The sequence below is a fragment of the Yersinia sp. 22-579 genome (assembly GCF_030433455.1).
Lineage (GTDB): Bacteria > Pseudomonadota > Gammaproteobacteria > Enterobacterales > Enterobacteriaceae > Yersinia > Yersinia enterocolitica.
This window is the reverse complement of sequence record NZ_JAUJTZ010000010.1, coordinates 75,986-100,756: the sequence shown is the minus strand read 5'-3', so window position 1 is coordinate 100,756 and position 24,771 is coordinate 75,986. Positions and strand designations below refer to the sequence as shown.

The window sequence follows — 24,771 nt, the reverse complement described above, 5'->3', positions numbered from 1 at the left end:
TTGCGCGAAATATTACTGCTATTCGCAGTTCCCTCTGGCAGCCGTTGACCTTATCGAGCCAGCGCGAGTCGCGTCCTGCTCCAGCGCGCTTTTCGCCGCCGTCCATGGCGGCTCACTCGGGCCATCGTCTTTGTCGGTAATATTCCTGATTGCGCTCAAGGTCAAAAGAGAAAATCAAAACCCTTGTTTTGACCTTGAAGTTAAAAGCACATTTGAGCAGCCGAGTGAAGAATGTAGCCAGGGAAATCCGCCATGGACGGCGGATTTAGGCGTCACGCGGAGGGACCCGCGTAAAGCCGTCCCGTCAGCGAAATGATGAGCCGAGGGTACCCACGCAGTGGGCTAGCGATACGTGCGCAAGCGCGGGGTTCCAAGGGGGTCACGCGCTTGTGACCCCTTTGGCGGTTGAGGCTACGGAGGTAAGTTAATCACTGAACTTATGTCAACCGAACCGGAATACTGAACAACCAAACCTATTCACCAAATCCAAATCCAGGCCTTCCTCCCACATTTTGATAACAAAACCGTTACCTCCATCACGCATAAATGTTTTTTTTTGGTTAAGTCTTGGCTTGTTTGTTGGTTTTTGATTACAATCATGAGCGAAAACGAACATTAAAGAGCTGTTTCGAACATCCGGAGGGAGTAAGCATGGAAACCAAAGACTTGATCGTGATCGGTGGCGGCATTAATGGTGCCGGTATCGCTGCGGACGCTGCAGGGCGTGGCCTGTCCGTTCTGCTGCTGGAAGCACAAGATTTGGCCTGTGCTACATCTTCTGCCAGCTCCAAACTGATCCACGGTGGCTTACGTTACCTGGAACACTATGAATTCCGGTTGGTCAGTGAAGCATTGGCCGAACGTGAGGTTTTGCTGAAACTGGCTCCTCATATCGCTTTCCCAATGCGCTTTCGCCTGCCCCATCAGCCCCATCTGCGCCCGGCGTGGATGATTCGTACCGGCTTATTCTTGTACGATCATTTGGGCAAACGTACCAGCTTGCCAGCCAGTAAAGGGCTACGCTTTGGACCCGAATCAGTATTAAAGCCCGAGTTAGTGCGCGGTTTCGAATATTCTGACTGCTGGGTAGATGATGCCCGTCTGGTCGTGCTGAATGCTCAGGAAGTGGTCGAACGTGGCGGCGAAGTACGTACTCGCACCAAAGTGACTCGCGCCTGGCGTGAACAAGGCCTATGGATGGTGGAAGCGGTCGATGCCAACACCGGCAAAACCTTTACCTGGCGCGCTAAAGGGTTAGTCAATGCTACCGGCCCGTGGGTTAAACAGTTCTTCGATGATGGTCTGAAACTGAAATCACCTTATGGCATCCGCCTGATCAAAGGTAGCCATATTGTGGTGCCACGGGTTCATAACCAGCCACAAGCCTATATTCTGCAAAACGAAGACCATCGGATTGTCTTCGTCATTCCTTGGTTGGATGAATATTCCATCATCGGTACCACAGACGTCGAATACCACGGCGATCCGAAAGATGTGAAGATCGACGACCAGGAAATTGATTACCTGCTGAAGGTCTATAACGACCACTTTAAAAAGCAACTGGGCCGCGATGATATCGTCTGGACTTACTCTGGCGTTCGTCCGCTGTGTGATGATGAATCAGATTCACCGCAAGCGGTTACCCGCGATTACACACTGGATGTCGCCGATGAAGGCGGCAAAGCACCGCTGCTGTCAGTATTTGGTGGCAAACTGACCACCTACCGCAAATTGGCAGAACATGCGCTGGAAAAACTGTCCGGCTACTATACCAATGTCGGCCCGGCATGGACAAAAACCGGCTCATTGCCGGGCGGGGATATTGGCGGCAACCGTGATAACTACACGGTACAACTGCGCCATCGCTATAACTGGCTACCTGAAGGGTTGGCGCGCCGCTATACCCGTACCTATGGCAGTCATAGCGAGCTAATTTTGGCTGATGCCACCAGCATAGAAAGCTTGGGCGAACACTTCGGCCACGGTCTGTATGAAGCAGAATTGCGCTATCTGGTTGAAAAAGAGTGGGTTGTTGAACTCGATGATGCCATCTGGCGTCGCACCAAGTTAGGTATGATGCTAGACGAGGCACAAAAACAACGGATTTCTCAGTGGCTGGCAGAAGCGCAGGCTGAGAAACAACAGACTCTTTCCTTGGTCTCCTGATAACAAATACCCGTCATCTATCTGTTAAAAAAACCCTCTTCACAGTTCACTGTTGAAGAGGGTTTTTGTAATTAACTCGCCGAATGTTTAAAGCCTGATTGGCTTAATATGCCAAATATCATCGGCATACTCTTGAATAGTCCGATCCGAAGAGAAATAGCCCATATTGGCAATATTGAATATGGTTTTACGTGTCCATTCATCAGGATGGCGATAGAGCGTATCGACTTGCTCTTGGGTATCCACATAACTGCGATAATCCGCCAGCAATTGATAGTGGTCGCCCAGATTGACCAATGAATCAAACAGACTGGTGTATCGATGAGGCTCTTCCGGGCTGAAAGCACCGGTAGCAATTTGCGTCAATGCCAAATGCAGTTCCGGATCTTCGTCATAATATTTCCGTGGGTTATAACCACTCTTACGTAGCGCCTCAACCTGCTCGGTAGTATTACCAAAGATAAAGATATTATCCTCACCGACATGTTCGCGGATCTCGACATTCGCCCCATCCAAAGTGCCAATCGTTAGCGCCCCATTCAGCGCAAATTTCATATTACTGGTTCCTGACGCCTCGGTACCCGCCAGCGAGATCTGTTCGGAAAGATCAGCTGCTGGAATAATCAACTGCGCCAGACTGACACTGTAGTTCGGGATGAACACCACTTTTAGCAAGTTATTAATGCGCGGATCGTTATTGATCACCTTGGCTACATCATTGATCAACCGAATGATTTGCTTCGCATTGTAATAAGCCGATGCTGCTTTACCGGCAAAAATCACCACTCGCGGTACCCACTTCTCATCTGGTGCTTCAAGAATGCGGTTATAGCGGGTTATCACATGCAGAACATTCAACAGTTGTCGTTTGTACTCATGAATACGCTTGATTTGTACATCAAACAGCGCCGCCGGATTCACCACAATATTCAGCTTTTGCGCAATATAGATAGCCAGCTGCTTTTTGTTCTCCAGCTTGGCTTTTTGCACTGCCCGCAAGAAGCTCACGTAATCAATATTGTTTTTCAGCTCACTAAGTTGGCTCAAATCCGTGCGCCAGTTATGGCCGATACTGTCATCCAATACTGCGGCCAATGGTCGGTTAGCTAACCCCAGCCAGCGCCGTGGCGTAACCCCATTAGTTTTATTACAGAAACGGTTCGGGAAGATACGGGCAAAATCAGCAAACAGCGATTGCACCATCAACTCTGAATGTAGCGCTGACACGCCATTCACTTTATGGCTGGCGATCACCGCAAGCCAGGCCATACGTACTCGTCGACCATCATTTTCATCAATAATCGATACCCGTGGCAACAAATCGGGTTCGTCCGGATACTGTTCCTGCACCAGTTTGAGGAAATGGTCATTGATATCAAAGATGATTTGCAGATGGCGCGGCAGGATTTTGCCAATCATGTCGATAGGCCAGGTTTCCAGTGCTTCGCTCATCAGGGTGTGGTTGGTGTAGGAGAACACTTGCTGCACCACATCCCAGGCATCCATCCAGCTAAATTTATGCTCATCAATCAGCAAACGCATCATTTCAGGAATGGAGAGCACCGGATGGGTATCATTCAGGTGAATAGCGATCTTATCAGCCAAATTATCGAATGTTTGGTGCATCGCCCAATGGCGATTAAGAATATCCTGCACCGTGGCAGAAACTAAAAAGTACTCTTGCCGCAGGCGCAGTTCGCGCCCGGAGTAGGTCGAGTCATCGGGATAAAGCACCCGGGATACGTTTTCTGAATGGTTTTTATCTTCTACCGCTGCGAAGTAATCACCCTGATTGAATTTACCCAGATTGATCTCATTACTGGCCTGTGCGGACCATAAGCGCAGGGTATTAGTGGCATCTGTATCAAAACCAGGAATGATTTGATCATAGGCACAGGCAAGAATTTCTTCCGTTTCCAGCCAGCGAGTTTTGCTGCCTTCCTGCTGAATACGGCCACCAAACCGCACTTTATAGCGGGTATTGTGTCGTGGAAACTCCCAGGCATTGCCATATTCCAGCCAGTTATCCGGCGACTCCATCTGCTGACCATTGACGATTTTCTGGCTGAACATGCCATATTCGTAACGAATGCCGTAACCGCGACCAGGAAGTGCTAATGTCGCCAGTGAATCGAGAAAACAGGCCGCCAGACGCCCTAAGCCACCATTACCTAAACCAGGGTCATTCTCTTCTTGCAGCAGCTCAGACAGATTGAGGCCCATTTCATCCAAAGCCTGTTCGATATCTTCATAAATCCCCATCGATAACAGTGCATTAGAAAGTGTTCGCCCCAAGAGAAACTCCATCGACAAATAATAAACCTGCCGAACGTCTTGTGATAATTGTGCGCGATTAGAGCGCAGCCAGCGTTCAACCATCCGGTCACGCACGGCAAATAAGGTCGCATTCAGCCAATCGTGCTGAGTCGCAATAGAGGGATCTTTGCCGACAATAAACATTAGTTTGTAGGCAATGGAGTGTTTCAGCGCGTCCACACTGACAACAGGTGAGGTATAACTGAACGGTGATGTCATAGCGGTTTTCCCAATTAGTGGTTACAACAAATCGGCAACGAGCAATCACAGACGCCGATAAAGTGACAGATAGTCTGCCGCTGCTACTTGCCAACCAAAGTCCAACCCCATCGCGTGGCGCTGAACGTGACGCCAATGTTTTGGTCGGCTCCACAGAACAAAAGCACGGCGAATCGCCCGCACCAATGCTTGTGCATCGCATTCATCAAACACAAACCCCGAGGCACTGCCGTCTGCCAGATTTTCCAGCGCGCAATCCACCACGGTATCTGCCAACCCGCCCGTATGCCGGACCAGTGGCAAAGTGCCATACTTCAAGCCATACAACTGTGTTAGCCCACAAGGTTCAAAACGGCTGGGCACCAGAATCAGATCCGCACCGGCAATAATTCGGTGTGAAAATGCCTCGTGATAGCCTATTTGTACCCCAACCTGACCGGAATAGTCTGCCGCAGCCGCCAGGAATGCCTCTTGTAAAATGGCATCACCCGCCCCCAGAACAGCCAATTGCCCTCCCAATTGCAGTAAATCGGGCAACGCTTCCAGCACCAAATCTAACCCTTTTTGCTCCGTCAGCCTGCTGACCACGGCAAAAATAGGTTTCTTCTCCGTCACCTCTAACCCCATCGTAGTTTGCAGGTGTGTTTTATTTATCGCTTTCTTTTGCAGGTTTTCTGCATCATAGCGGGCATGGAGTAAAGCATCCGTTTTTGGGTCCCAGATATCACTGTCCACTCCATTGAGGATCCCGGTCAATCGCCCCTGACTGGCCCGCTCTTGCAGCAACCCCTCCATGCCGTAACCAAAGGCAGGTTGGGTAATTTCTTTGGCATAAGTCGGGCTAACGGTGGTGACATGGTCAGCAAAGAACAATCCGGCTTTCAGATAGGAAATTTGGCCATAGAACTCCAGCCCATACATTTGGAAAAATGCGGCTGGCAGCTGTATTTCAGCCAAATGGTGCCCCGAGAACAGCCCTTGATAAGCCAAATTATGGACGGTAAATACTGAACGTGCCGGGCGGCCACGTGCCGCGAGATAAGCACAAGCTAGCCCGGCATGCCAATCATGGGCATGCACCACCTCTGGACGCCAATAACCATCCAGGCCACAAGCCAGTTCACAAGCCATCCATCCCAGTAATGCAAAACGGCGATAGTTATCAGCATAAGCATGTAAAGATTGGTCGTGATACGGGCTTCCTGCCCGGTCATAGAGACCTGGTGCATCAATCAGGTAAATACCAATCCCCTGATAATGACCATAACGTAATGAAACACGGCCAGCAAAGGTATCAATCTCCCTGACCAAAACCGTGTCTGGGATGCCACGGCGTAAGTCAGGGAACCCCGGCAGCATAACCCTGACATCGGCCCCCTCAGCAATTTGAGCGGCAGGTAAAGCACCAACAACGTCAGCCAATCCCCCGGTTTTTAACAACGGGAACAGCTCGGAACATACGTGTAGAACCCGCATCATCACTCCTATTTATACCCTTCTTACTTGAAACGGCAGGGTTGTTAGCTGCTCTCACGCACCCGAATCACTGACCTGAGTCAATTCATCGGGATACCCTCGTTTGCTGCCTACCTGCCACTCCAATTAATTTGGGTATAAGATACTCACTTAATAAATGATAAAATCCGATAGCCCTATTTCGCCGCCAGCTTGGCCAGCATCGAACGGGTCACTAACACCACCCCGCCCTCAGAGCGATAAAAACGCTTGCTGTCTTCTTCGGCGTTTTCCCCAATAACCGTCCCCTCGGGTATCTGGCAGGCTCGGTCAATAATGCAGCGGCGCAGGCGGCACGAACGGCCAATATGTACATCCGGCAGCAGTAATGTGGAATCAATGGTGCAAAACGAGTTCACCCGCACCCGAGGGAATAGCACTGAGTGCACCACCACCGAACCGGAAACAATGCAGCCACCGGAAACCAACGAGTTCATGGTCATACCGTGGCTACCGGAACGGTCCTGCACAAACTTGGCAGGCGGCAGCGGCTCCATATGAGTCCGAATAGGCCAATCGCGGTCATACATATCCAGCTCTGGCGTCACCGATGCCAAATCGAGGTTGGCACGCCAGTAGGCATCCAGCGTCCCGACATCACGCCAGTAAGGCGGCAGTTCAGCATTAGAGGTCACACAGGAAAGGTCGAATGGATGTGCCCAGGCCACTCTTTGCTCAGTCAATTTGGGGATGATATCTTTACCAAAATCATGGCTGGAGCCGGGCGTTTTCTGATCTTCTTCTAATAATTTAAACAGATAATCAGTATTGAAAATGTAGATGCCCATGCTGGCGAGGGCCATATCCGGGCGGCCCGGCATCGCAGGAGGATTAGCCGGTTTTTCATAGAAAGCGGTTATCTGATAATCCTCGGCAACCTCCATAACACCAAATTCAGTGGCCTCGGTGATGGGGACTGGAATACACGCCACAGTACACTCAGCCCCTTTTTCAGCGTGGTCGAGCAACATGCGGGAGTAATCCATCTTGTAAATATGGTCACCCGCCAGAATGACGATATGTTCCGCTTTGTAGCGACGGATAATATCCAGATTCTGATAAACCGCATCTGCGGTTCCTTTGTACCACTGCTCAGTGCTCAGGCGCTGTTGGGCTGGCAATAAATCGACAAATTCGTTCATTTCCTCATTGAGGAATGACCAACCACGTTGAATATGTTGAACCAAGCTATGTGACTGATATTGCGTTATCACGCCAATACGCCGGATACCCGAATTCAGACAGTTGGAAAGGGCAAAATCAATAATACGAAACTTGCCGCCAAAATGAACTGCGGGTTTAGCACGGGTCGCCGTTAAATCTTTCAGCCGCGAACCACGGCCACCCGCCAGAATCAGCGCGACAGATTTATTCGGCAATAATCGAGCTAACATCAGTGGGTCTTTGTTCTCAAACTTAACCATGAAGACTCCTTAAGATTTCTGTGTGAGCACGCAAACGGTATGTGCAGACCCATTCCATACGGTTAATGGTTCCGTATGCTCTGACGGCTCAAAAGGAGGAATCACCCCCCATTCCCCCACAGGTAAATGCATTTCACACGCTTGATCAGTGGCATTAATCACCACCAGCCAGCGCTGAGATAACCGTATTTGTAGTTGTTTCTGGCAACCCTGCTCCCAAGCCCCATCACTCAGCGCTTCCCCCTGACTATCCAGCCATTGCACATTGCCATCGCCGTCTTCCCACCATGAATCTCGAACCAGAGCCGGAATCTGCTGGCGTAACCGAATAAGTTCGGCAGTAAATGCCGTTAATTCTCGATCTGCGCTCCCCCAGTCTAGCCAGGTGAGAATGTTGTTCTGACAATACGCATTGTTGTTGCCTTGCTGACTATGGCCGTGTTCATCGCCAGCCAGCAACATCGGTGTACCCTGTGAAAGTAACAAAGTGGTCAGTAATGCGCGCTGGCACGCTTTGCGCCGTTGCCAGATAGCGTCATCCGCCACCAAACCTTCACTACCAAAATTATTGCTCAGATTGTTATCACTGCCATCACGGTTTTCTTCTCCGTTGATTTGGTTGTGTTTTTGGTTAAAACACAGCAAATCTTGCAGAGTAAAACCATCATGGGCGGTGATTTGATTGATACTGGCGGAAGGCAAACGCTCCCGATGTTTGAATAAATTGCTGGATGCTGCGAAATGTTGGGCGAATTGCCCCAAAGGTAAATCGCCGCGTAACCAGAAGCGGCGCATGGCATCGCGATATTGATCATTCCATTCGCTAAAACCGGTGGGAAAGTTACCCAATTGATAACCTCCCAAGCCGATATCCCAAGGCTCTGCAATCATCTTGCAATGACAAAGCTGTTTATCAGCCGCCAGTGCGGCGAACAAAGGAGCATGTTGGTCGAAAGCCGGTGAGCGCCCCAAAACCGCCCCCAAATCAAAGCGGAAACCATCAATATGGCAGCTATCAACCCAGTAACGCAGGCAATCAAGCACCCACTGCATCACATAAGGTTGGCTAAGGCGCAATGTATTGCCACAACCGGTCATGTTGTCATATTCACCCTCAGGGGTGAGCCAGTAGTAGCTGGCATTGTCGATCCCACGCTGACACAGAGTGGGGCCAAACACATCCAGCTCTGCACTGTGGTTGAATACCACATCCAAAATCACTTCAATACCGGCTTTATGCAGCGCTTTAACCGCATCACGTAGCTCTTGCAGCGGGGAAATCCCTTCACGGCCAGAAGCATAATCCGAGTCAACTGCATAGGGAGCGAGCACGTTATAACCCCAATAATTACTCAACCCCATCTTCTGCAACCGTGGCTCATCAATATGGAATTGCACTGGTAGCAACTCCAACGTCGTTATACCCAGTTTTTGCAAGTATTGAATCATGGCTGGATGAGCCAAACCGGCGTACGTGCCACGCAGATCTGCCGGAATATCTGGGTGCAATTGAGTGAGGCCGCGTACATGCGCTTCATAAATGACGGTATTGCCCCAAGGAATGGTTGGTCGGCGATCCCCCTGCCAATCATATTCTTCATGGACCACAATACACTTTGGAGCGACAGCAGCACTGTCGCGATAATCGGGCTGACTCACCCCACCCTGTAAGCTGGGGTCATCACCCACTTTGCTATCTAACGCAAGAGCACAAGGGTCTATCAATAGCTTGTTGGGATTAAAACGGTGGCCTTGTTGCGGGTTAAATGGCCCACTGACACGGTAACCATAGCGCTGCCCCGGCTTTCCTCCGGGAAGATAGCCATGCCAGATATCCCCACTGCGGGCCGGTAACGGTATCCGCAGCTCCTGGTTATTATCATCAAACAGACACAGTTCAACCTGCTCTGCATGAGCTGAAAACAGAGTGAAATTGATCCCGACACCATCAAAATGAGCACCCATTGGCGTCGGGGAGCCACTCGTCAGAGTCGTCATCCTACCCCTCCCGCGCCAGATAAATGGTCGACAGCGGTGGCAGAGTGAGTAACAAAGAGTGATTGTGATTATGGCTGCCCACTGGGTGGCTATGAATACCGCCCTGATTACCCATATTGCTGCCACGATAGAACGCTGAATCAGAGTTCAACACTTCGCGATAATGCCCGCTCTGCGGGACACCTACGCGGTAGTGATAACGTGGGACTGGCGTGAAATTACTAATAACAATCAGTTCGTTACCATTAGCGTCACGGCGCAGGAAAGCAAATACCGAGTTTTCATGGTCATCCACCACCAACCACTCAAAGCCAGCCGGTTGGTAATCCAACTCATAGAGTGGCGCATGCTGCTGATAACAATGATTAAGATCGCGAACCCAGCGCTGCACTCCCTTATGCCAACCGTTTTCGTCATCCAGCAAATGCCAGTCCAAACTGGTATCGAAATTCCACTCACGCCCTTGAGCGAATTCACATCCCATAAATAGCAATTTTTTGCCTGGATGCGCCCACATAAACCCATAATAGGCCCGCAAGTTAGCGAATTTCTGCCATGCATCACCTGGCATACGATCAAGGATTGAACGTTTGCCATGAACCACTTCATCGTGAGAGATCGGTAAAATAAAGTTCTCGGTATAGGCGTATAACATACCGAAAGTCATTAAATTATGATGATATTTGCGGTGAACAGGATCACATTGCATGTAATTGAGCGTGTCATGCATCCAGCCCATATTCCACTTGTAGTTAAAGCCCAATCCACCCGCATCAGGAGGTAATGTCACCCCAGGGAAGTCAGTAGACTCCTCAGCCATAGTGACACCGCCGGAGCGCTCAACACCGATGGTGTGGTTGGTGTAACGCAAGAAGGCAATCGCCTCCAGATTTTCGCGCCCACCGTAATAATTGGGCACCCATTGCCCTTCGGCACGGCTGTAATCGCGGTAAATCATTGAAGCAACAGCATCAATACGTAATGCATCAATACCAAAACGCTCCATCCAGTAGAATGCATTTCCCGCTAAATAGTTGCGAACTTCATTGCGACCATAGTTATAAATCAGGGTATTCCAGTCCTGATGGTAGCCTTCACGCGGATCGGCATATTCATATAATGCGGTTCCATCGAACGTCGATAAACCATGCTCATCACTGGGGAAATGACCCGGAACCCAGTCAAGGATGACGTTAATTCCGGCCTCATGGAATTTGGCAACAAAATCTTTGAAATCTTGTGGTGTGCCGAACCGGCGAGTCGGTGCGTATAACCCCAGCGGTTGATAGCCCCAACTACCATCAAACGGATGCTCATTAATGGGCAGCAATTCCACATGGGTAAAGCCCATATATTTGACGTATTCGACCAATTGATCGGCTAATTCGCCATAACTGAGCCAAAAATTATTGTCGGTATGGCGTCGCCACGAACCAAGATGGACTTCATAAATAGAAATAGGTGAACGCAAGTCATTGGCTTTTTGTCGGGCGGGAGTATTTTCGACCACATCGGGCAACGGACTGATCAATGAGGCTGTTTCTGGCCGCATCTGGGCTTTAAAGGCGTAGGGATCCGCTTTTAACCGCACCTGACCATGGCAATCTATTATCTCAAACTTATACAACTGCCCCGCTTGCACGCCGGGCAGAAATAACTCCCAAATACCATTTTCTCGCCGTAACCGCATAGGATGGCGGCGACCATCCCAAAAATTAAATTCCCCCACCACAGAAACACGTTGAGCATTCGGTGCCCAAACCGCAAAACTGACCCCCGGCACCCCATCCAGACTCATCAAATGCGCCCCTAAGCGTTCATAAGGGCGTAGATGGGTACCTTCGGCCAATAACCAGGTATCGATATCCTGCAATAGTGTGCCAAATCGGTAGGGATCTTCGATGATTTGTGGGCTTTCTTGCCACGTAACGGCTAACTGATAACGGAAAGGTTTTTTACGCTGGGGGATTTTGGCAATAAAGAAACCACGCGGATCTTCACTCTGAAGTTGAACGATATTTCGCCCAGTTTCTGTTTCAACCAACCATACCTCTTTGGCATCCGGTAACAACGCACATACCTGTAATCCCCGCTCAGTTTGGTGCATACCCAAAACGGAAAAAGGGTCGGCATAATGGCCGGAAATAATCTGATTAATCACCTGACGGTCGGGAAGTACTGGCATATCTTCTTCCTTTGATTAACATCATGATTTTATGCAGAATTTTAAATACACAGCTAAAGTTCAGCATATTAATCATGCAATCCATTTAATGTATTAGGCATGATCAAGGTCAATAAACAGACCTAATGCCTTAACCTGCCTTTATGATTGCGCACTTAGTTATAGGATTTTTCTCACCCAAACTATAAGCATAGTCAATGAGAGCTAAAAAAATTGGCTTATGATTAATGAAATTTTTTCTCACGCAAATAAGTGAAAAAAAAGAAGATTAAGCTGTGCAAGAAACACATATATGATGGAAATGCCGTTATGAGTCGCACAAAGAAACTGTGATACTCGCCAGACGAAATGAGCAAAACAACAAGCTGACACGATTTTTAGCCCCATAGGGCTTTTTTGTTAAAACAAGGGGCGGGCTAACTTCTCGGTCGAGAAATCTGGCTACAATAGCGGCAGCAATAAATAATCTGAGTAATAACAGTGGTCATCCAACATGGGCGTTAGCCAGGTCGAACTGATTTTTTCCCTTTTACAACAGATGTGTGTCTATCTGGTCATCGCCTATCTGTTGAGTAAAACACCGCTATTTATCCCCTTAATGCAGGTTACCATTAGGTTGCCGCATAAACTGGTGTGCTACCTCACGTTTTCCATGTTTTGCATCATGGGAACCTACTTTGGTTTGCATATTGATGACTCCATCGCTAATACCCGCGCTATCGGTGCCGTATTGGGTGGCGTGCTGGGGGGGCCATCAGTCGGTTTTCTGGTGGGTCTGACTGGGGGGTTACATCGCTACTCTATGGGAGGAATGACCGCCACCGCCTGTATGTTATCTACCATCACCGAAGGGTTATTAGGCGGGCTACTCCATAGCTATCTGATCCGCAAAAATCGCCTTGATCTATTATTCCAGCCCTTGGTTGTCGCCGCTATTACCTTGGTGGCCGAAGTCCTGCAAATGTTGATTATTCTGGCAGTGGCGCGCCCCTTCCATGAAGCGGTCGAATTGGTTGAGAATATTGCCTTGCCCATGATGATAACTAACACCATCGGTGCCGCGATGTTTATGCGTATCTTATTGGACAGGCGAGCTATTTTCGAAAAATACACCACCGCATTCTCAGCCAAAGCGTTACAAATTGCCGCGCGAGCGGAAGGATTATTACGCCACGGTTTTGATCAGCAAAACAGTATGCGAGTAGCGCGTATTTTGTATGAAGAACTCGGTGTGGGCGCGGTAGCGATCACTGACCGTGAGAAACTGCTGGCGTTTATTGGTACCGGCTCAGATCACCATAAAGTGGGAGGAGCCATTACTTCCGACCATACCCACCGGGCGATTGAGCTGAATCAGGTGGTCTACGCCGACGGCAACGCCGTGCCCTATACCTGTTCAATTTCACCGACCTGTAAGCTAGGTTCTACCTTGGTTATCCCGTTGCGTGGCGAAGAACATCGGGTGATTGGCAGCATCAAACTGTATGAGCCCAAAAGTAAGCTATTTTCCAGTATTAACCGCACATTAGGTGAAGGCATTGCTCACCTGCTATCGGCCCAAATTCTGGCAGGTGAATTTGAGCAGCAAAAGCAGATGTTGGCACAATCCGAAATCAAACTGCTTCACGCGCAGGTCAACCCGCATTTCCTGTTTAATGCGCTCAATACTCTGTCGGTGGTGATCCGGCGTAATCCAGACCATGCCCGTAAACTGGTACTGTCTCTGTCGACATTCTTCCGCAAAAACCTCAAACGCAGTCATGATGTGGTCACATTGAGTGATGAAATTGAACATGTGAATGCTTATCTGGAAATAGAAAAAGCACGGTTTGCAGATCGCCTGAGTGTTGAAATTTCATTACCAGATGAGTTGATGGAAGCGCGTTTACCGGCATTTTCTCTACAACCGGTGGTAGAAAATGCCATCAAACACGGTATTTCGCAGATGTTCAGCAATGGTCGTATCACCTTGCACGGTAAGTTGGATGACCATATTCTGGTGCTGGAAGTCGAGGATAATGCCGGATTGTATCAACCGCGGCCAAATGGTGATGGGCTGGGTATGAACCTTGTGGATCGGCGGATTAAAGTACGTTATGGCAGTGAATACGGTGTAACCGTAATAAATAAAGCTGAGGAGTTCACCCGTATCATCATTAAACTGCCGTTTATCACCGCAAGTGAGAGCTAACCCGCGGATAGCTTTTTGCGAGTCATGATATTCACCATATTAAGTACCGCTGCTGAATGTTCATGCCGCCGCCATGCCAAAGTAATCTTGGTTTTTAATAAGCTGTCATCAATCTCATGATAAGTGACATTATTTGCCTGAATAGTTGTGAGTGAACGGGGCACCAGAGTAAAACCAAAACCGGCAGAAACCATGCCAATCGCAGAAACCATCTGTGGCGATTGCTGCCCTAACTCGGGTTGAAACCCTGCGCGATAGCAAGCTGTGATAATGGCATCATATAATCCGGGGCCGACCTCCCGTGGGAAAATAATCAGTTTTTCATGCTGTAGTGTTTGTAGATTGATTTTTGGCAAACGGTGCAGCGGGTGATTATGTGGCAACACCAACAGCATATCCTCCTCCACCAGCACCTTGCAGGTGAAATCATTACTGGCATCGCAGGGCTGGCGAATAAAAGCCACATCAATATGTCCGTTATGTAAATCATTCATTAACACTGGCATGGTCTCTTCGCTGGGCGACAATATCACCTCCGGATATTTATCCCGATAAGCATGGAGCAGTTGTAAGACGATGGGCTGAAAAGCTGTCGAACTGGCAAAACCTACCCGCAGTTTGCCTGTTTCCCCCCGTGCAATACTTTTAGCCCGTTTTATCGCCTCATCCGTCAACGTCAATATATGACAAGCATCCTCATAGAATACTTTCCCTGCATTGGTCAATTCGACCCCTCGCGTCAACCGGCGTAGTAGCGGTGTGCCTATTTCCTGCTCCAATTTTTGAATCTGTTGGCTCAATGGAGGCTGTGAAATACCCAGCGTTTCGGCTGCTCGGGTGAAGTGTCGGGCCGAAGCCACTGCAACAAAATAGCGTAGATAACGTAATTCCATATATTTTTGATATCGAAAAAGTGGGATTCCTATATTGGTACTTATGCTCTTTCGGCGTCAACCTTATATATAAATATAATTTATGTTACATAAGGGCGGGGAAGAATATGACTGAACCAATGGCATCGCATTGCTCGTGTGCTCAAGAGGTAGCAGCAAGCTTTATCACCTATCAAGGGCAGCATCCCGAGTGCATTATTTACCAGACTTCACTGATGAGTGCATTGATTGGCGGGGTTTACGAAGGCCAGATTACGATGGCTGAGTTATTGAAACACGGCGATTTTGGATTAGGAACATTTAACAATCTTGATGGCGAACTCGTCGCATTAAACAGTAAAATTTATCAATTACGATCCGATGGCAGCGCCCGCTCAGCCCAACCACAGCAGAAAACTCCCTTTGCAGTGATGACTTTTTTTCAACCGACTGAAAAACGCCAATTCGAGCATAAAATGAGCCGGGAGCAGCTCCACAAAGTCATTAACGATGTTGCCGCAACAGATAATCTGTTTTGCACACTGCGTATTGATGGCAAGTTCAGCCATGTTGAAACCCGCACCGTGCCGCGCCAACAGCGCCCCTATAAACCCATGCTTGAAGCTATCGCCGAGCAACCCACCTTTGAGTTTGAGCATCAAAGTGGCGTGATCATTGGTTTTCGCAGCCCAAACTATACCCAAGGTATTAATGTTGCTGGTTATCACGAACATTTTATTACCGATGACCGCAGCGGCGGTGGCCACGTGCTGGATTACCAACTGGAAAACGGCATTCTGACCTTTGGCACTGTCGCCAAATTGGTTATCGACCTGCCGCAGGAGCCTGATTTTCTTACAGCAAACCTTTCCCCACAGAATCTCAACAGCGCGATTTGCGCCGTAGAGAGTTAATCCGCCGCACAGAGTGAAGACATACATCCTAAATAATTCGAGTTGCAGGAAGGTGGCAAACGAGAGAGTTCCGATGAGCTTACACAAGTAAGTGATTCGGGTGAGTGAGCGTAGCCAACGCACATGCAGCTTGAAGTATGACGGATATAAAAGGACAACATATCATGATAAACGAACCTAATATTCTGGCCTGGAAAAGCGGTGCCGATCTGGTGGTTAATCATTTAGAGCAGCAAGGTGTGAAACAGGTATTTGGCATTCCGGGCGCTAAAATTGATCGGGTATTTGATTCACTGGAAGATTCCAGCATCAACACCATCGTGGTACGTCATGAAGCGAATGCCGCCTTTATGGCCGCTGCGGTTGGCCGATTGACCGGTAAAGCCGGTGTCGCGCTGGTGACCTCCGGGCCGGGTTGTGCCAATCTGGTTACCGGCCTTGCTACAGCGACCTCCGAAGGGGATCCGGTGGTAGCCTTGGGTGGTGCGGTTAAACGCTCCGATAGCCTGAAAATAACGCATCAAAGTATGGATACCGTGAGCATCTTCCGCCCGGTAACCAAATTTAGCGCAGAAGTGACGGCTTCTGCGGCTCTTGGCGAAGTACTGGGGAATGCCTTTAGAAGCGCTGAGTTTGGCAGACAGGGCGCCGCCTTTGTCAGTTTGCCACAAGATATTCTCAATAAACCCATCACCGGACAGGTGCTAATTCATCAAGTTTGTCCACAAAGCGGTAGCGCACCACTCAATGAAATTATTGCTGTCGCTAAATTACTTAATCAGGCTAAAAATCCCATTTTGTTACTGGGATTAATGGCCAGCCAACCGGCCAATGCGCAAGCGATTCGGCGTTTACTTCATCACAGCAAAATACCGGTCACTAGCACCTATCAGGCCGCCGGTGTCGTTGACCAGGCGCATTTCGACCATTTTGCTGGCCGGGTAGGGTTATTTAATAATCAAGCGGGCGATAAGCTACTGCAACAAGCTGATTTGATTATTACTATCGGTTATAGCCCGGTGGAATATGACCCCGCGTTATGGAACAACGGCCAGGCAACACTGATACATCTGGATATTTTACCCGCTGAGATAGATGCAGCTTATCAGCCGGAAAAAGAGCTATTGGGTGATATCGCCGCCACATTGGAGGTACTCAATCAGCAGATACATAGCCCGGTAATTTTAACCTCTCAAACACAGGCAATACTGGAAGATCGCTGTCGTCAACGGCGCGACCTGGCCAATCGTGCAGATAAAATGAGTGGTTTCGCCATCCACCCACTGCGGCTGGTGCGGGAAATGCAGGATATTGTCAACAATGACGTGACGCTTTGTGTCGATATGGGGAGTTTCCATATTTGGATTGCCCGCTATCTCTACAGTTTCCGTGCCCGGCAAATTTTAATGTCAAATGGCCAGCAGACTATGGGCGTCGCCCTGCCGTGGGCTATTGCGGCTGCACTGGTAAATCCGCAGCAAAAAGTGGTTTCTGTCTCTGGGGATGGGGGTTTTATGCAATCCAGCATGGAGTTGGAAACTGCGGTGCGGCTTAAAAGTAACCTGCTGCATATCATCTGGGTGGATAACGGCTACAACATGGTGGAAATTCAGGAGCAGAAGAAATACCACCGCTCATCCGGTGTCAGTTTTGGCCCGATAGATTTTAAAATGTACGCGGAATCCTTTGGCGCAAAAGGCTTTGCTGTTGAATCTGCTGATGAATTAACCGTTAAATTACATCAGGCAATGGATACTCAAGGCCCGGCCGTCATCGCCATTCCGGTGGATTATTCAGATAACTACCGCTTGATGGAAGAACTTAACATCAGCCAGCTGTTGTAATTGTGGCAGTCTTTATTAATGCGTGACCCTCAGCAAAAGTGCAGCAATAAAAAAGCCCTGACTATAAGATCAGGGCTTTTCATCATGATTAGAGATTAAATTACAGCAAAATTCGCAGCATACGGCGCAGTGGTTCAGCAGCGCCCCACAATAATTGGTCACCGACGGTGAAGGCGGAAAGATATTCCGGCCCCATATTCAGTTTACGCAGACGACCAACCGGAGTATTCAACGTACCGGTCACCGCCGCAGGGGTCAGTTCGCGCATACTCAACTCGCGATCATTAGGGATAACGCGAACCCAGTCATTGTGAGTTGCCAGCAGTTGCTCAATTTCAGGCAGCGGCACATCTTTTTTCAGCTTCAGTGTAAAAGCCTGGCTATGGCAACGCAGTGCGCCGATACGAACACACAGGCCATCAACCGGGATAATACTGCCGGTATTCAAAATCTTGTTGGTTTCAGCCTGGCCTTTCCACTCTTCACGACTCTGGCCGTTATCCAGCGCTTTGTCGATCCACGGAATTAAACTACCCGCCAATGGCACGCCAAAGTTGTCGGTCGGCAATTTGCCACTGCGAGTGGCCGCAGTCACTTTACGTTCGATATCCAAGATAGCTGAGGCGGGATCTTGCAGCTCTTTTGCCACATCGGCGTGCAACATACCCATTTGGGTCAGCAATTCGCGCATGTGACGTGCGCCACCACCAGAGGCGGCCTGATAAGTCGCCACAGATGCCCACTCAACCAAATCATTAGCAAACAAACCGCCCAATGACATCAGCATCAGGCTGACGGTACAATTGCCACCGGCAAAGGTCTTGATCCCTTTATCCAGCCCTTGTTGAATGACGCCGTGGTTCACCGGGTCCAGAATGATAATTGCGTCATCGCGCATACGTAGAGAGGACGCGGCGTCAATCCAATAACCTTGCCAGCCAGTTTCTCGCAGCTTTGGATAAATTTCGTTGGTATAATCCCCCCCCTGGCAAGTAATGATAATATCCAATGCACTCAGCGCATCAATATCATAAGCGTCTTGCAACGTACCTTGCTGACCCGTGAAAGACGGAGCGGCCTGGCCGTGTTGAGAGGTAGAGAAAAAGACCGGGCGGATCCCGTCAAAGTCGCGTTCTTCAATCATGCGTTGCATGAGTACTGAGCCGACCATACCGCGCCAGCCGATAAAACCAACGTTTTTCATGTTTACTGTCCTGCCTTGGAAGGTGACACCGATTAATGGATGTCTGTCTCGCATCGCTGCTGATACATACGGCAAACTGACGAGGACAGACCTGATACCACCTTACAAAATATGGACAAAGTGGCAAGTTAAATTATTCGATACCAGAATGATTCAAAGCAATCTTCCTAATATGTGACTTTGACTGGCGGGAAACGCCAGTCGTTTTGATTATTTTGAGGTAATAATGACAGAGATGATTGCGGCAACGGTGTTGCTGTTTTTGATTATGGATCCGCTGGGTAATTTACCGATTTTTATGTCGGTGCTTAAACATCTGGAACCTAAACGGCGGCGAGTGGTATTGATTCGCGAATTGCTGATCGCACTCATATTGATGCTGATTTTCCTGTTCGCCGGTGAGAAGATTCTGGCGTTCTTGAATTTGCGCACGGAAACAGTATCAATATCCGGTGGGATTATTTTGTTTTTAATCGCGATTAAGATGATTTTCCCCTCTCCCGAGAGTAGTGTTACCGGGCTATCGGCAGGGGAAGAGCCTTTTCTGGTTCCGCTCGCTATTCCATTAGTGGCAGGCCCGTCTATTCTGGCGACCCTGATGCTGCTATCCCATCAATATCCTAATCAGCTTAGCCATTTGGTGCTGGCATTGATGATTGCCTGGGGTTTATCTGCGGCCATTTTGTTAATGTCGAATCTGTTTCTGCGCTTGTTGGGCAGTAAAGGTGTTAGCGCATTGGAGCGCCTGATGGGATTAATTTTGGTGATGTTATCAACGCAGATGTTTTTGGATGGCGTGCGCGCGTATCTGACAAAGTGAATTTACGCACCCGTTGACGGCAAAGTTATTGATAGCTCGGTGAGTGAAGGGTTTACCGCACCCAAGGGGCGATTTCCCTTCATTCAACTTTGCTAACAGTTTCCGTCACGCGATGATTAGTTCTGTTTTTCCAGTGCCAACACACAGCGCTGCACAACTTCATCAATATCTGCATCAATATCCACACAGATAACATCCGGCTCTTCTGACCCCGGTTCTTCCAATGCTTCAAACTGACTTTTTAATAAATCGGTGGGCATAAAATGGCCGGAGCGGGCTTTTAGCCGTTCCATAATCACATCAAAACTGCCCTTCAGGTATAAAAATACCATTTCCGGATTACCTTCCCGCAGCCGATCGCGATAACGCCGTTTCAGTGCCGAGCAGACAATAATGCCGCTTTCATTCTTATGGTGCAGGCTATAAGCCGCGTCGCTTAGGCGCTCTAACCACGGCATGCGGTCCTCATCATTGAGAGGATGTCCACTGCCCATTTTCTGAATATTGGCGCGGGGATGTAGGTCATCACCGTCAATAAATTTGGCATGAATCCGGCGGGCCACAGCTTCACCCACAGTCGTTTTTCCACTACCCGATACACCCATCACGATAATGCTACGTCCTGCCATAATGTTGATCTCTATCTCAGAATAGGAATTTTACCACTCGCTATGGTTCCGTATTTTACCATGTTACCGGTATCATGATACCGGTAACAAATGGAGATGTGACTTTTATCACACCGGATAGAACATCGTCATTGGACTCAATCGCGCAATCACGCTGGCTCCAGCTGACTGTAACCATAATAAAAAGCGATACATCTACTCTAAATAAATGGAGAAATACTATGCCATTAGTCATTGTCGCGGTTGGCGTTGCCATGCTGCTGTTACTGATGATCCGTTTCAAACTCAACGGGTTCATCTCGCTGATACTGGTCGCTCTGGCGGTAGGTGTTATGCAAGGGATGCCGGTCGATAAGGTTGTCGGCTCAATCAAAGCAGGGGTCGGTGGAACACTGGGTAGCCTGGCGCTCATTATGGGCTTCGGTGCCATGCTGGGTAAGTTGCTGGCAGACTGCGGCGGCGCTCAACGAATTGCCACCACCCTGATTGATAAATTTGGTAAACAACACATTCAGTGGGCGGTCGTGCTCACCGGTTTTACTGTCGGTTTTGCCCTATTCTATGAAGTCGGTTTTGTGTTGTTGCTGCCGCTGGTATTCAGTATCGCCGCTTCAGCTCGAATTCCATTGTTATATGTGGGTGTCCCGATGGCCGCAGCGCTGTCAGTGACTCACGGCTTCTTACCCCCTCACCCCGGCCCAACAGCTATTGCCACCATTTTCCACGCCGACATGGGTAAAACCCTGTTATATGGGACGTTATTAGCCATTCCAACGGTAATTTTGGCCGGCCCGGTATTCGCTCGTTTCCTGAAAGGAATTGATAAACCGGTACCTGAAGGGCTGTATAACCCGAAAACGTTTACCGATGAAGAAATGCCAAGTTTTAGCGTCAGTGTCAGCACTGCACTGGTGCCAGTTATTTTGATGGCAATGCGGGCGGTGGCAGAGATGATTTTGCCCAAAGGCCACCCGGTTCTCTCCTATGCTGAGTTCTTGGGCGACCCGGTTATCGCCACATTGATCGCCGTATTAATCGCGATTTTCACCTTTGGTTTAAACCGTGGCCGTTCAATGGAATCGGTGATGGACACTGTGACCGACTCCATTAAAATCATTGCAATGATGCTATTGGTTATCGGTGGTGGCGGGGCTTTCAAACAGGTTTTAGTCGACAGCGGCGTTGACCATTACATCGCCAGCATGATGAACAGCAGCGGGCTATCACCGATTCTGATGGCATGGTCGATTGCAGCCGTGCTACGTATTGCACTGGGTTCTGCCACTGTAGCCGCCATTACGGCAGGCGGGATTGTGGCCCCCCTTATTGCCACCACCGGGGCCAGCCCTGAATTGATGGTGATTGCAGTGGGTTCAGGTAGTGTGATTTTCTCTCACGTCAACGACCCGGGTTTCTGGCTATTTAAAGAATACTTTAACCTGACTATCGTCGAGACTTTCAAATCATGGTCAGTGCTGGAAACCATTATATCGGTCTGCGGATTGGTCGGCTGTCTGTTATTAGCAATGGTGATATAGCATTAGTTATATAACATTGGTGATATAACAACCGCGATTTAGATACTACCGCCGGGGAGGATGGTGAAGCCCACATCAACCATCTTGGGTGTAACCACCTCTCCGCGTAGCCGGGCCAGTAAGCGCTCGGCACCAATTTGCCCCATTCTTTCACGCGGGGTCAGTACACTGGCAAGCTTCGGGACCATCGACTGACCAATATCATGCCCGTGGAAACCGGCTATCGCCATATCATGCGGAATAGAAAGTCCCTGGCGCTGGCATTCAAATACCGCGCCAATAGCCAGATCGTCATTGGTGCAAAAAATACTGTCGATCTGCGGATAATTCACCTGAGCTTCGCGCAACAGCTCCGCCCCAGCTGAATATGATGAGGAACGGCTAGTCATCACACTCATCGGCTCCAGGCCGGACTCACGCATCGCCTGCTCATAACCTTGTTGCTTAATTACCGTTCGCTCATCCTGACGTGCACCAAAATACACCACGAAACGGTGACCTTTGGCGATAATCTGCTGAGTCATTTGTCTTGCGGCTTCGAAGTTATTAAAACCTACGGCTAAATCAATGCAAGGTGAGGAACAATCCATCAGTTCAATAACAGGAATGCCCGCAACCTCAATCATTTTCAAAGTACGCGCCGTATGATGGCGCTCGGAAAGGATTAACCCATCAATATTGTAAGAAAGTAGCGAGGTCAACCGCTGCTCTTCCCGTTCTTTCTGATAGCCGTAATGTGCCAACATGGTTTGATAGCCATGCGCATCTGTCACGCTTTCAATACCTCTTAGCACCTCGGCAAAAACCTGATTAGTTAATGATGGCAGTAATACGCCAATAGCGTGGCTGGTTGCGTTGGAAAGGATATCGGGAGCGCGATTGGGAATGTAGCCAAGTTCGTCTAGCGCCAGTGCAATTTTTTCCCGCAATACGGCGGAAACTTGCTCTGGATTGCGCAAATAACGGCTGACCGTCATTTTGGTGACCCCAACCATATCGGCAACGTCTTGTAGCACTGGCCTTTTTTTCTTCATTATCAATGAACTGAGGCAGAGTAAACGGGGTGCTATTCTAGCAAAGAAAAGGGTATGGCGCGATGCACATACCCTTTTTTACATATACCCGTCATACTTCAAGCTGCATATGCGTTGGCTGCTCTCGCTACTCGGCCCGTCCATGGGCCTCGCCTCTGCGAGGTCGCTGCAAGCAGCGTTCAAATCGGTTCCCGACCGATTTGTCACCCGAATCACTTACCTGAGTAAGCTCATCGGGATTCACTCAATTGCCGCCTTCCTGCAACTCGAATTATTAGGGTATGGCATGAACAAACTTAAACTGGCGGTAAATCAAACAGCAAGATTTCACTGTCTTCATCGGCATGAATAGAAAGAGCAGCCTCATCCCAGATAGCAAATGCATCGCTGGTGCCCGCACGGTGTCCATTGATAGACACATTGCCTCTTACGACCTGTATCCAGATACGGCGCTCTGCCTGAATCTGATAAATTGACTGCTCTTCACGTTTCAATGCCCAGCGCCATAACGTCATGTCCTGGAACACTTTTAATGAGCCATCGCGGGCATCCGGTGATAATACCAACTGCCTCCCTTGCGGAATATCGAACATTTGCTGTTCGTAACGAGGCTCCAAACCGGTTTTATTCGGGATAATCCAAATCTGGTACAAATGCAGCGGTTGATCATCGCGGCCATTATATTCTGAATGGCGAATCCCCGTGCCAGCACTCATTATCTGAAATTCACCCGCATGGATTTGTTCTTTGTTACCCATGCTATCCTGGTGTTCGACCGTACCGGACAATACATAAGTCAGAATTTCCATATCTTTATGCGGATGGGTACCAAACCCCTGACCGGCGTCGATAACATCTTCGTTAATCACACGTAGTGCTGAAAAACCCATAAATTCTGGATCGTAATAATCAGCGAATGAGAAGGTATGCCAGCTGTCCAGCCAACCGTGATTAGCATGGCCACGTTCTTCTGCTTTGCGTAAATAAATCATGTTCAGTTCTCCTCAACGTTTTCTTTAGTCTAGATGTCGCTGGAGAATATGAAAGCGCAAAAAACTCACTCCTCTGTTCAAAAAATTCGACTGATTAATAAGTTAAAGGACAAATGATTTGAATTTGAAGTGATTAGCGGAAAAACAGGCAAAAAAAAAGCCAGCACCCGGCTGGCTAAGTAAACACTGGAAGCAATGTGAGCAATGTCGTGCCTTCGTAATGTGAACACCTAAACTTTGATGGTCTCATCTGAAAGCACGACAATGATAATCATTATCACTCTCACTTGTAAAGTGTTTTTTTTAGCCACTAGCAATATTATTGACTCCGATGAATAAAACGATATTTTATTAGGTAATTCAAACAGTAAGAGTAAGGGTATATTTATGGAAAATGTGCAGATACGCCATGTGGAATTCAGCGACTATCCCGCCTTGCAACAACTATTTGCTCATCCACAGGTTTATCGCGACACGTTACAACTCCCCCTACCCTCGCTTGAAATGTGGGCTAAAAAGATCAAAGAAATACCAGCTGGGATGCATAATTTAGTGGCGTGTATTGATGAAGAGATTGTTGGTCAACTGACTGTTGAAGCAAATCAGCGTGCACGCCGCCGACATGTGGCAACTTTTGGTATTGCTGTTGATGTTAACTCTTGCAGGAAAGGTGTCGGCAGTGCATTGATGGCAGCCATGATTGACTTATGTGATAACTGGCTGAATATACAACGTATTGAACTAACTGTTTTTGTCGATAACCTGGCAGCAATCGCCCTCTATCGTAAATTTGGCTTTGAAATTGAAGGAACCAGCCCACGCTATGCCTTCCGTGACGGCCAATTTATTGATGCTCACCATATGGGGCGAATAAAAATACCAGTCTGACCATCAGGGGATAAGTGGTATC

At 48.7% G+C, this 24,771-nt stretch carries 17 protein-coding genes; 7 read left to right on the top strand and 10 right to left on the bottom strand.

Features of this window, described 5'->3' with window-relative positions; all coding sequences use genetic code 11:
* Positions 1-651: 651 nt before the first annotated feature.
* A complete protein-coding gene (glpD, locus tag QSV56_RS13465) occupies positions 652-2,166 on the top strand; it encodes a glycerol-3-phosphate dehydrogenase (RefSeq protein ID WP_019081559.1) in 1,515 nt (504 codons plus the stop codon).
* An 87-nt stretch (positions 2,167-2,253) separates the two neighbouring features.
* Here glpD and glgP read toward each other — a convergent pair whose 3' ends face one another.
* From glgP to glgB, 5 genes are all read right to left on the bottom strand, one after another.
* Positions 2,254-4,701, bottom strand: coding sequence for a glycogen phosphorylase (gene glgP / locus QSV56_RS13460; RefSeq protein ID WP_046051849.1), 2,448 nt, complete (start codon positions 4,699-4,701; stop codon positions 2,254-2,256).
* A 45-nt stretch (positions 4,702-4,746) separates the two neighbouring features.
* A complete protein-coding gene (gene glgA, locus QSV56_RS13455; protein WP_046051850.1) occupies positions 4,747-6,177 on the bottom strand; it encodes a glycogen synthase GlgA in 1,431 nt (476 codons plus the stop codon).
* 176 nt (positions 6,178-6,353) lie between these two features.
* Complete coding sequence (gene glgC, locus QSV56_RS13450) at positions 6,354-7,640, bottom strand: glucose-1-phosphate adenylyltransferase (RefSeq protein WP_019084100.1); 1,287 nt, start codon at positions 7,638-7,640, stop codon at positions 6,354-6,356.
* A 9-nt stretch (positions 7,641-7,649) separates the two neighbouring features.
* Positions 7,650-9,638 carry a glycogen debranching protein GlgX gene (glgX, locus tag QSV56_RS13445; protein WP_046694413.1) on the bottom strand — a complete coding sequence of 663 codons (1,989 nt, stop codon included), beginning with the start codon at positions 9,636-9,638 and terminating at the stop codon, positions 7,650-7,652.
* 1 nt (position 9,639) lies between these two features.
* A complete protein-coding gene (glgB, locus tag QSV56_RS13440; RefSeq protein WP_046051853.1) occupies positions 9,640-11,823 on the bottom strand; it encodes a 1,4-alpha-glucan branching protein GlgB in 2,184 nt (727 codons plus the stop codon).
* Positions 11,824-12,316: 493 nt separating this feature from the next.
* Here glgB and QSV56_RS13435 point away from each other — a divergent pair, with 493 nt between their 5' ends.
* Positions 12,317-14,014, top strand: coding sequence for a sensor histidine kinase (locus QSV56_RS13435; protein ID WP_019081564.1), 1,698 nt, complete (start codon positions 12,317-12,319; stop codon positions 14,012-14,014).
* Here QSV56_RS13435 and QSV56_RS13430 read toward each other — a convergent pair.
* Positions 14,011-14,907 (bottom strand): LysR substrate-binding domain-containing protein, encoded by an 897-nt coding sequence (locus tag QSV56_RS13430; RefSeq protein ID WP_046694412.1) that lies wholly within the window; start codon positions 14,905-14,907, stop codon positions 14,011-14,013. The genes QSV56_RS13435 and QSV56_RS13430 overlap by 4 nt on opposite strands.
* 107 nt (positions 14,908-15,014) lie before the next feature.
* On the opposite strand from QSV56_RS13430, the gene budA reads away from it, so the two are divergent.
* Together budA and alsS are read left to right on the top strand one after the other, a co-directional pair.
* Complete coding sequence (budA, locus tag QSV56_RS13425; protein ID WP_072083105.1) at positions 15,015-15,800, top strand: acetolactate decarboxylase; 786 nt, start codon at positions 15,015-15,017, stop codon at positions 15,798-15,800.
* Between the two features lie 164 nt (positions 15,801-15,964).
* Positions 15,965-17,644 (top strand): acetolactate synthase AlsS, encoded by a 1,680-nt coding sequence (gene alsS / locus QSV56_RS13420; RefSeq protein ID WP_050917344.1) that lies wholly within the window; start codon positions 15,965-15,967, stop codon positions 17,642-17,644.
* 100 nt (positions 17,645-17,744) lie between these two features.
* On the opposite strand, the gene asd is transcribed toward alsS, so the two are convergent.
* Positions 17,745-18,848: an aspartate-semialdehyde dehydrogenase gene (gene asd / locus QSV56_RS13415; RefSeq protein WP_046051856.1), complete on the bottom strand. Its 1,104-nt coding sequence runs from the start codon at positions 18,846-18,848 to the stop codon at positions 17,745-17,747.
* 226 nt (positions 18,849-19,074) lie between these two features.
* Between asd and QSV56_RS13410 the strand changes: the two genes are divergently transcribed.
* Positions 19,075-19,668 carry a YhgN family NAAT transporter gene (locus QSV56_RS13410; RefSeq protein ID WP_005174792.1) on the top strand — a complete coding sequence of 198 codons (594 nt, stop codon included), beginning with the start codon at positions 19,075-19,077 and terminating at the stop codon, positions 19,666-19,668.
* A 116-nt stretch (positions 19,669-19,784) separates the two neighbouring features.
* Here QSV56_RS13410 and QSV56_RS13405 read toward each other — a convergent pair whose 3' ends face one another.
* Positions 19,785-20,297 (bottom strand): gluconokinase, encoded by a 513-nt coding sequence (locus QSV56_RS13405; RefSeq protein WP_019081569.1) that lies wholly within the window; start codon positions 20,295-20,297, stop codon positions 19,785-19,787.
* Positions 20,298-20,518: 221 nt separating this feature from the next.
* On the opposite strand from QSV56_RS13405, the gene gntT reads away from it, so the two are divergent.
* Entirely contained in the window at positions 20,519-21,835 is a 1,317-nt protein-coding gene (gntT, locus tag QSV56_RS13400) for a gluconate transporter (RefSeq protein WP_046051857.1), read from the top strand.
* A 38-nt stretch (positions 21,836-21,873) separates the two neighbouring features.
* Here gntT and gntR read toward each other — a convergent pair whose 3' ends face one another.
* On the bottom strand, positions 21,874-22,869 hold the full coding sequence (gene gntR / locus QSV56_RS13395; RefSeq protein WP_005174797.1) for a gluconate operon transcriptional repressor GntR: 996 nt from the start codon (positions 22,867-22,869) through the stop codon (positions 21,874-21,876).
* Between the two features lie 296 nt (positions 22,870-23,165).
* Positions 23,166-23,861: a pirin family protein gene (locus tag QSV56_RS13390; protein WP_005174799.1), complete on the bottom strand. Its 696-nt coding sequence runs from the start codon at positions 23,859-23,861 to the stop codon at positions 23,166-23,168.
* Positions 23,862-24,248: 387 nt separating this feature from the next.
* Between QSV56_RS13390 and QSV56_RS13385 the strand changes: the two genes are divergently transcribed.
* Positions 24,249-24,749, top strand: a complete 501-nt coding sequence (locus QSV56_RS13385) for a GNAT family N-acetyltransferase (RefSeq protein WP_019081573.1) — start codon at positions 24,249-24,251, stop codon at positions 24,747-24,749.
* Positions 24,750-24,771 lie beyond the last annotated feature (22 nt).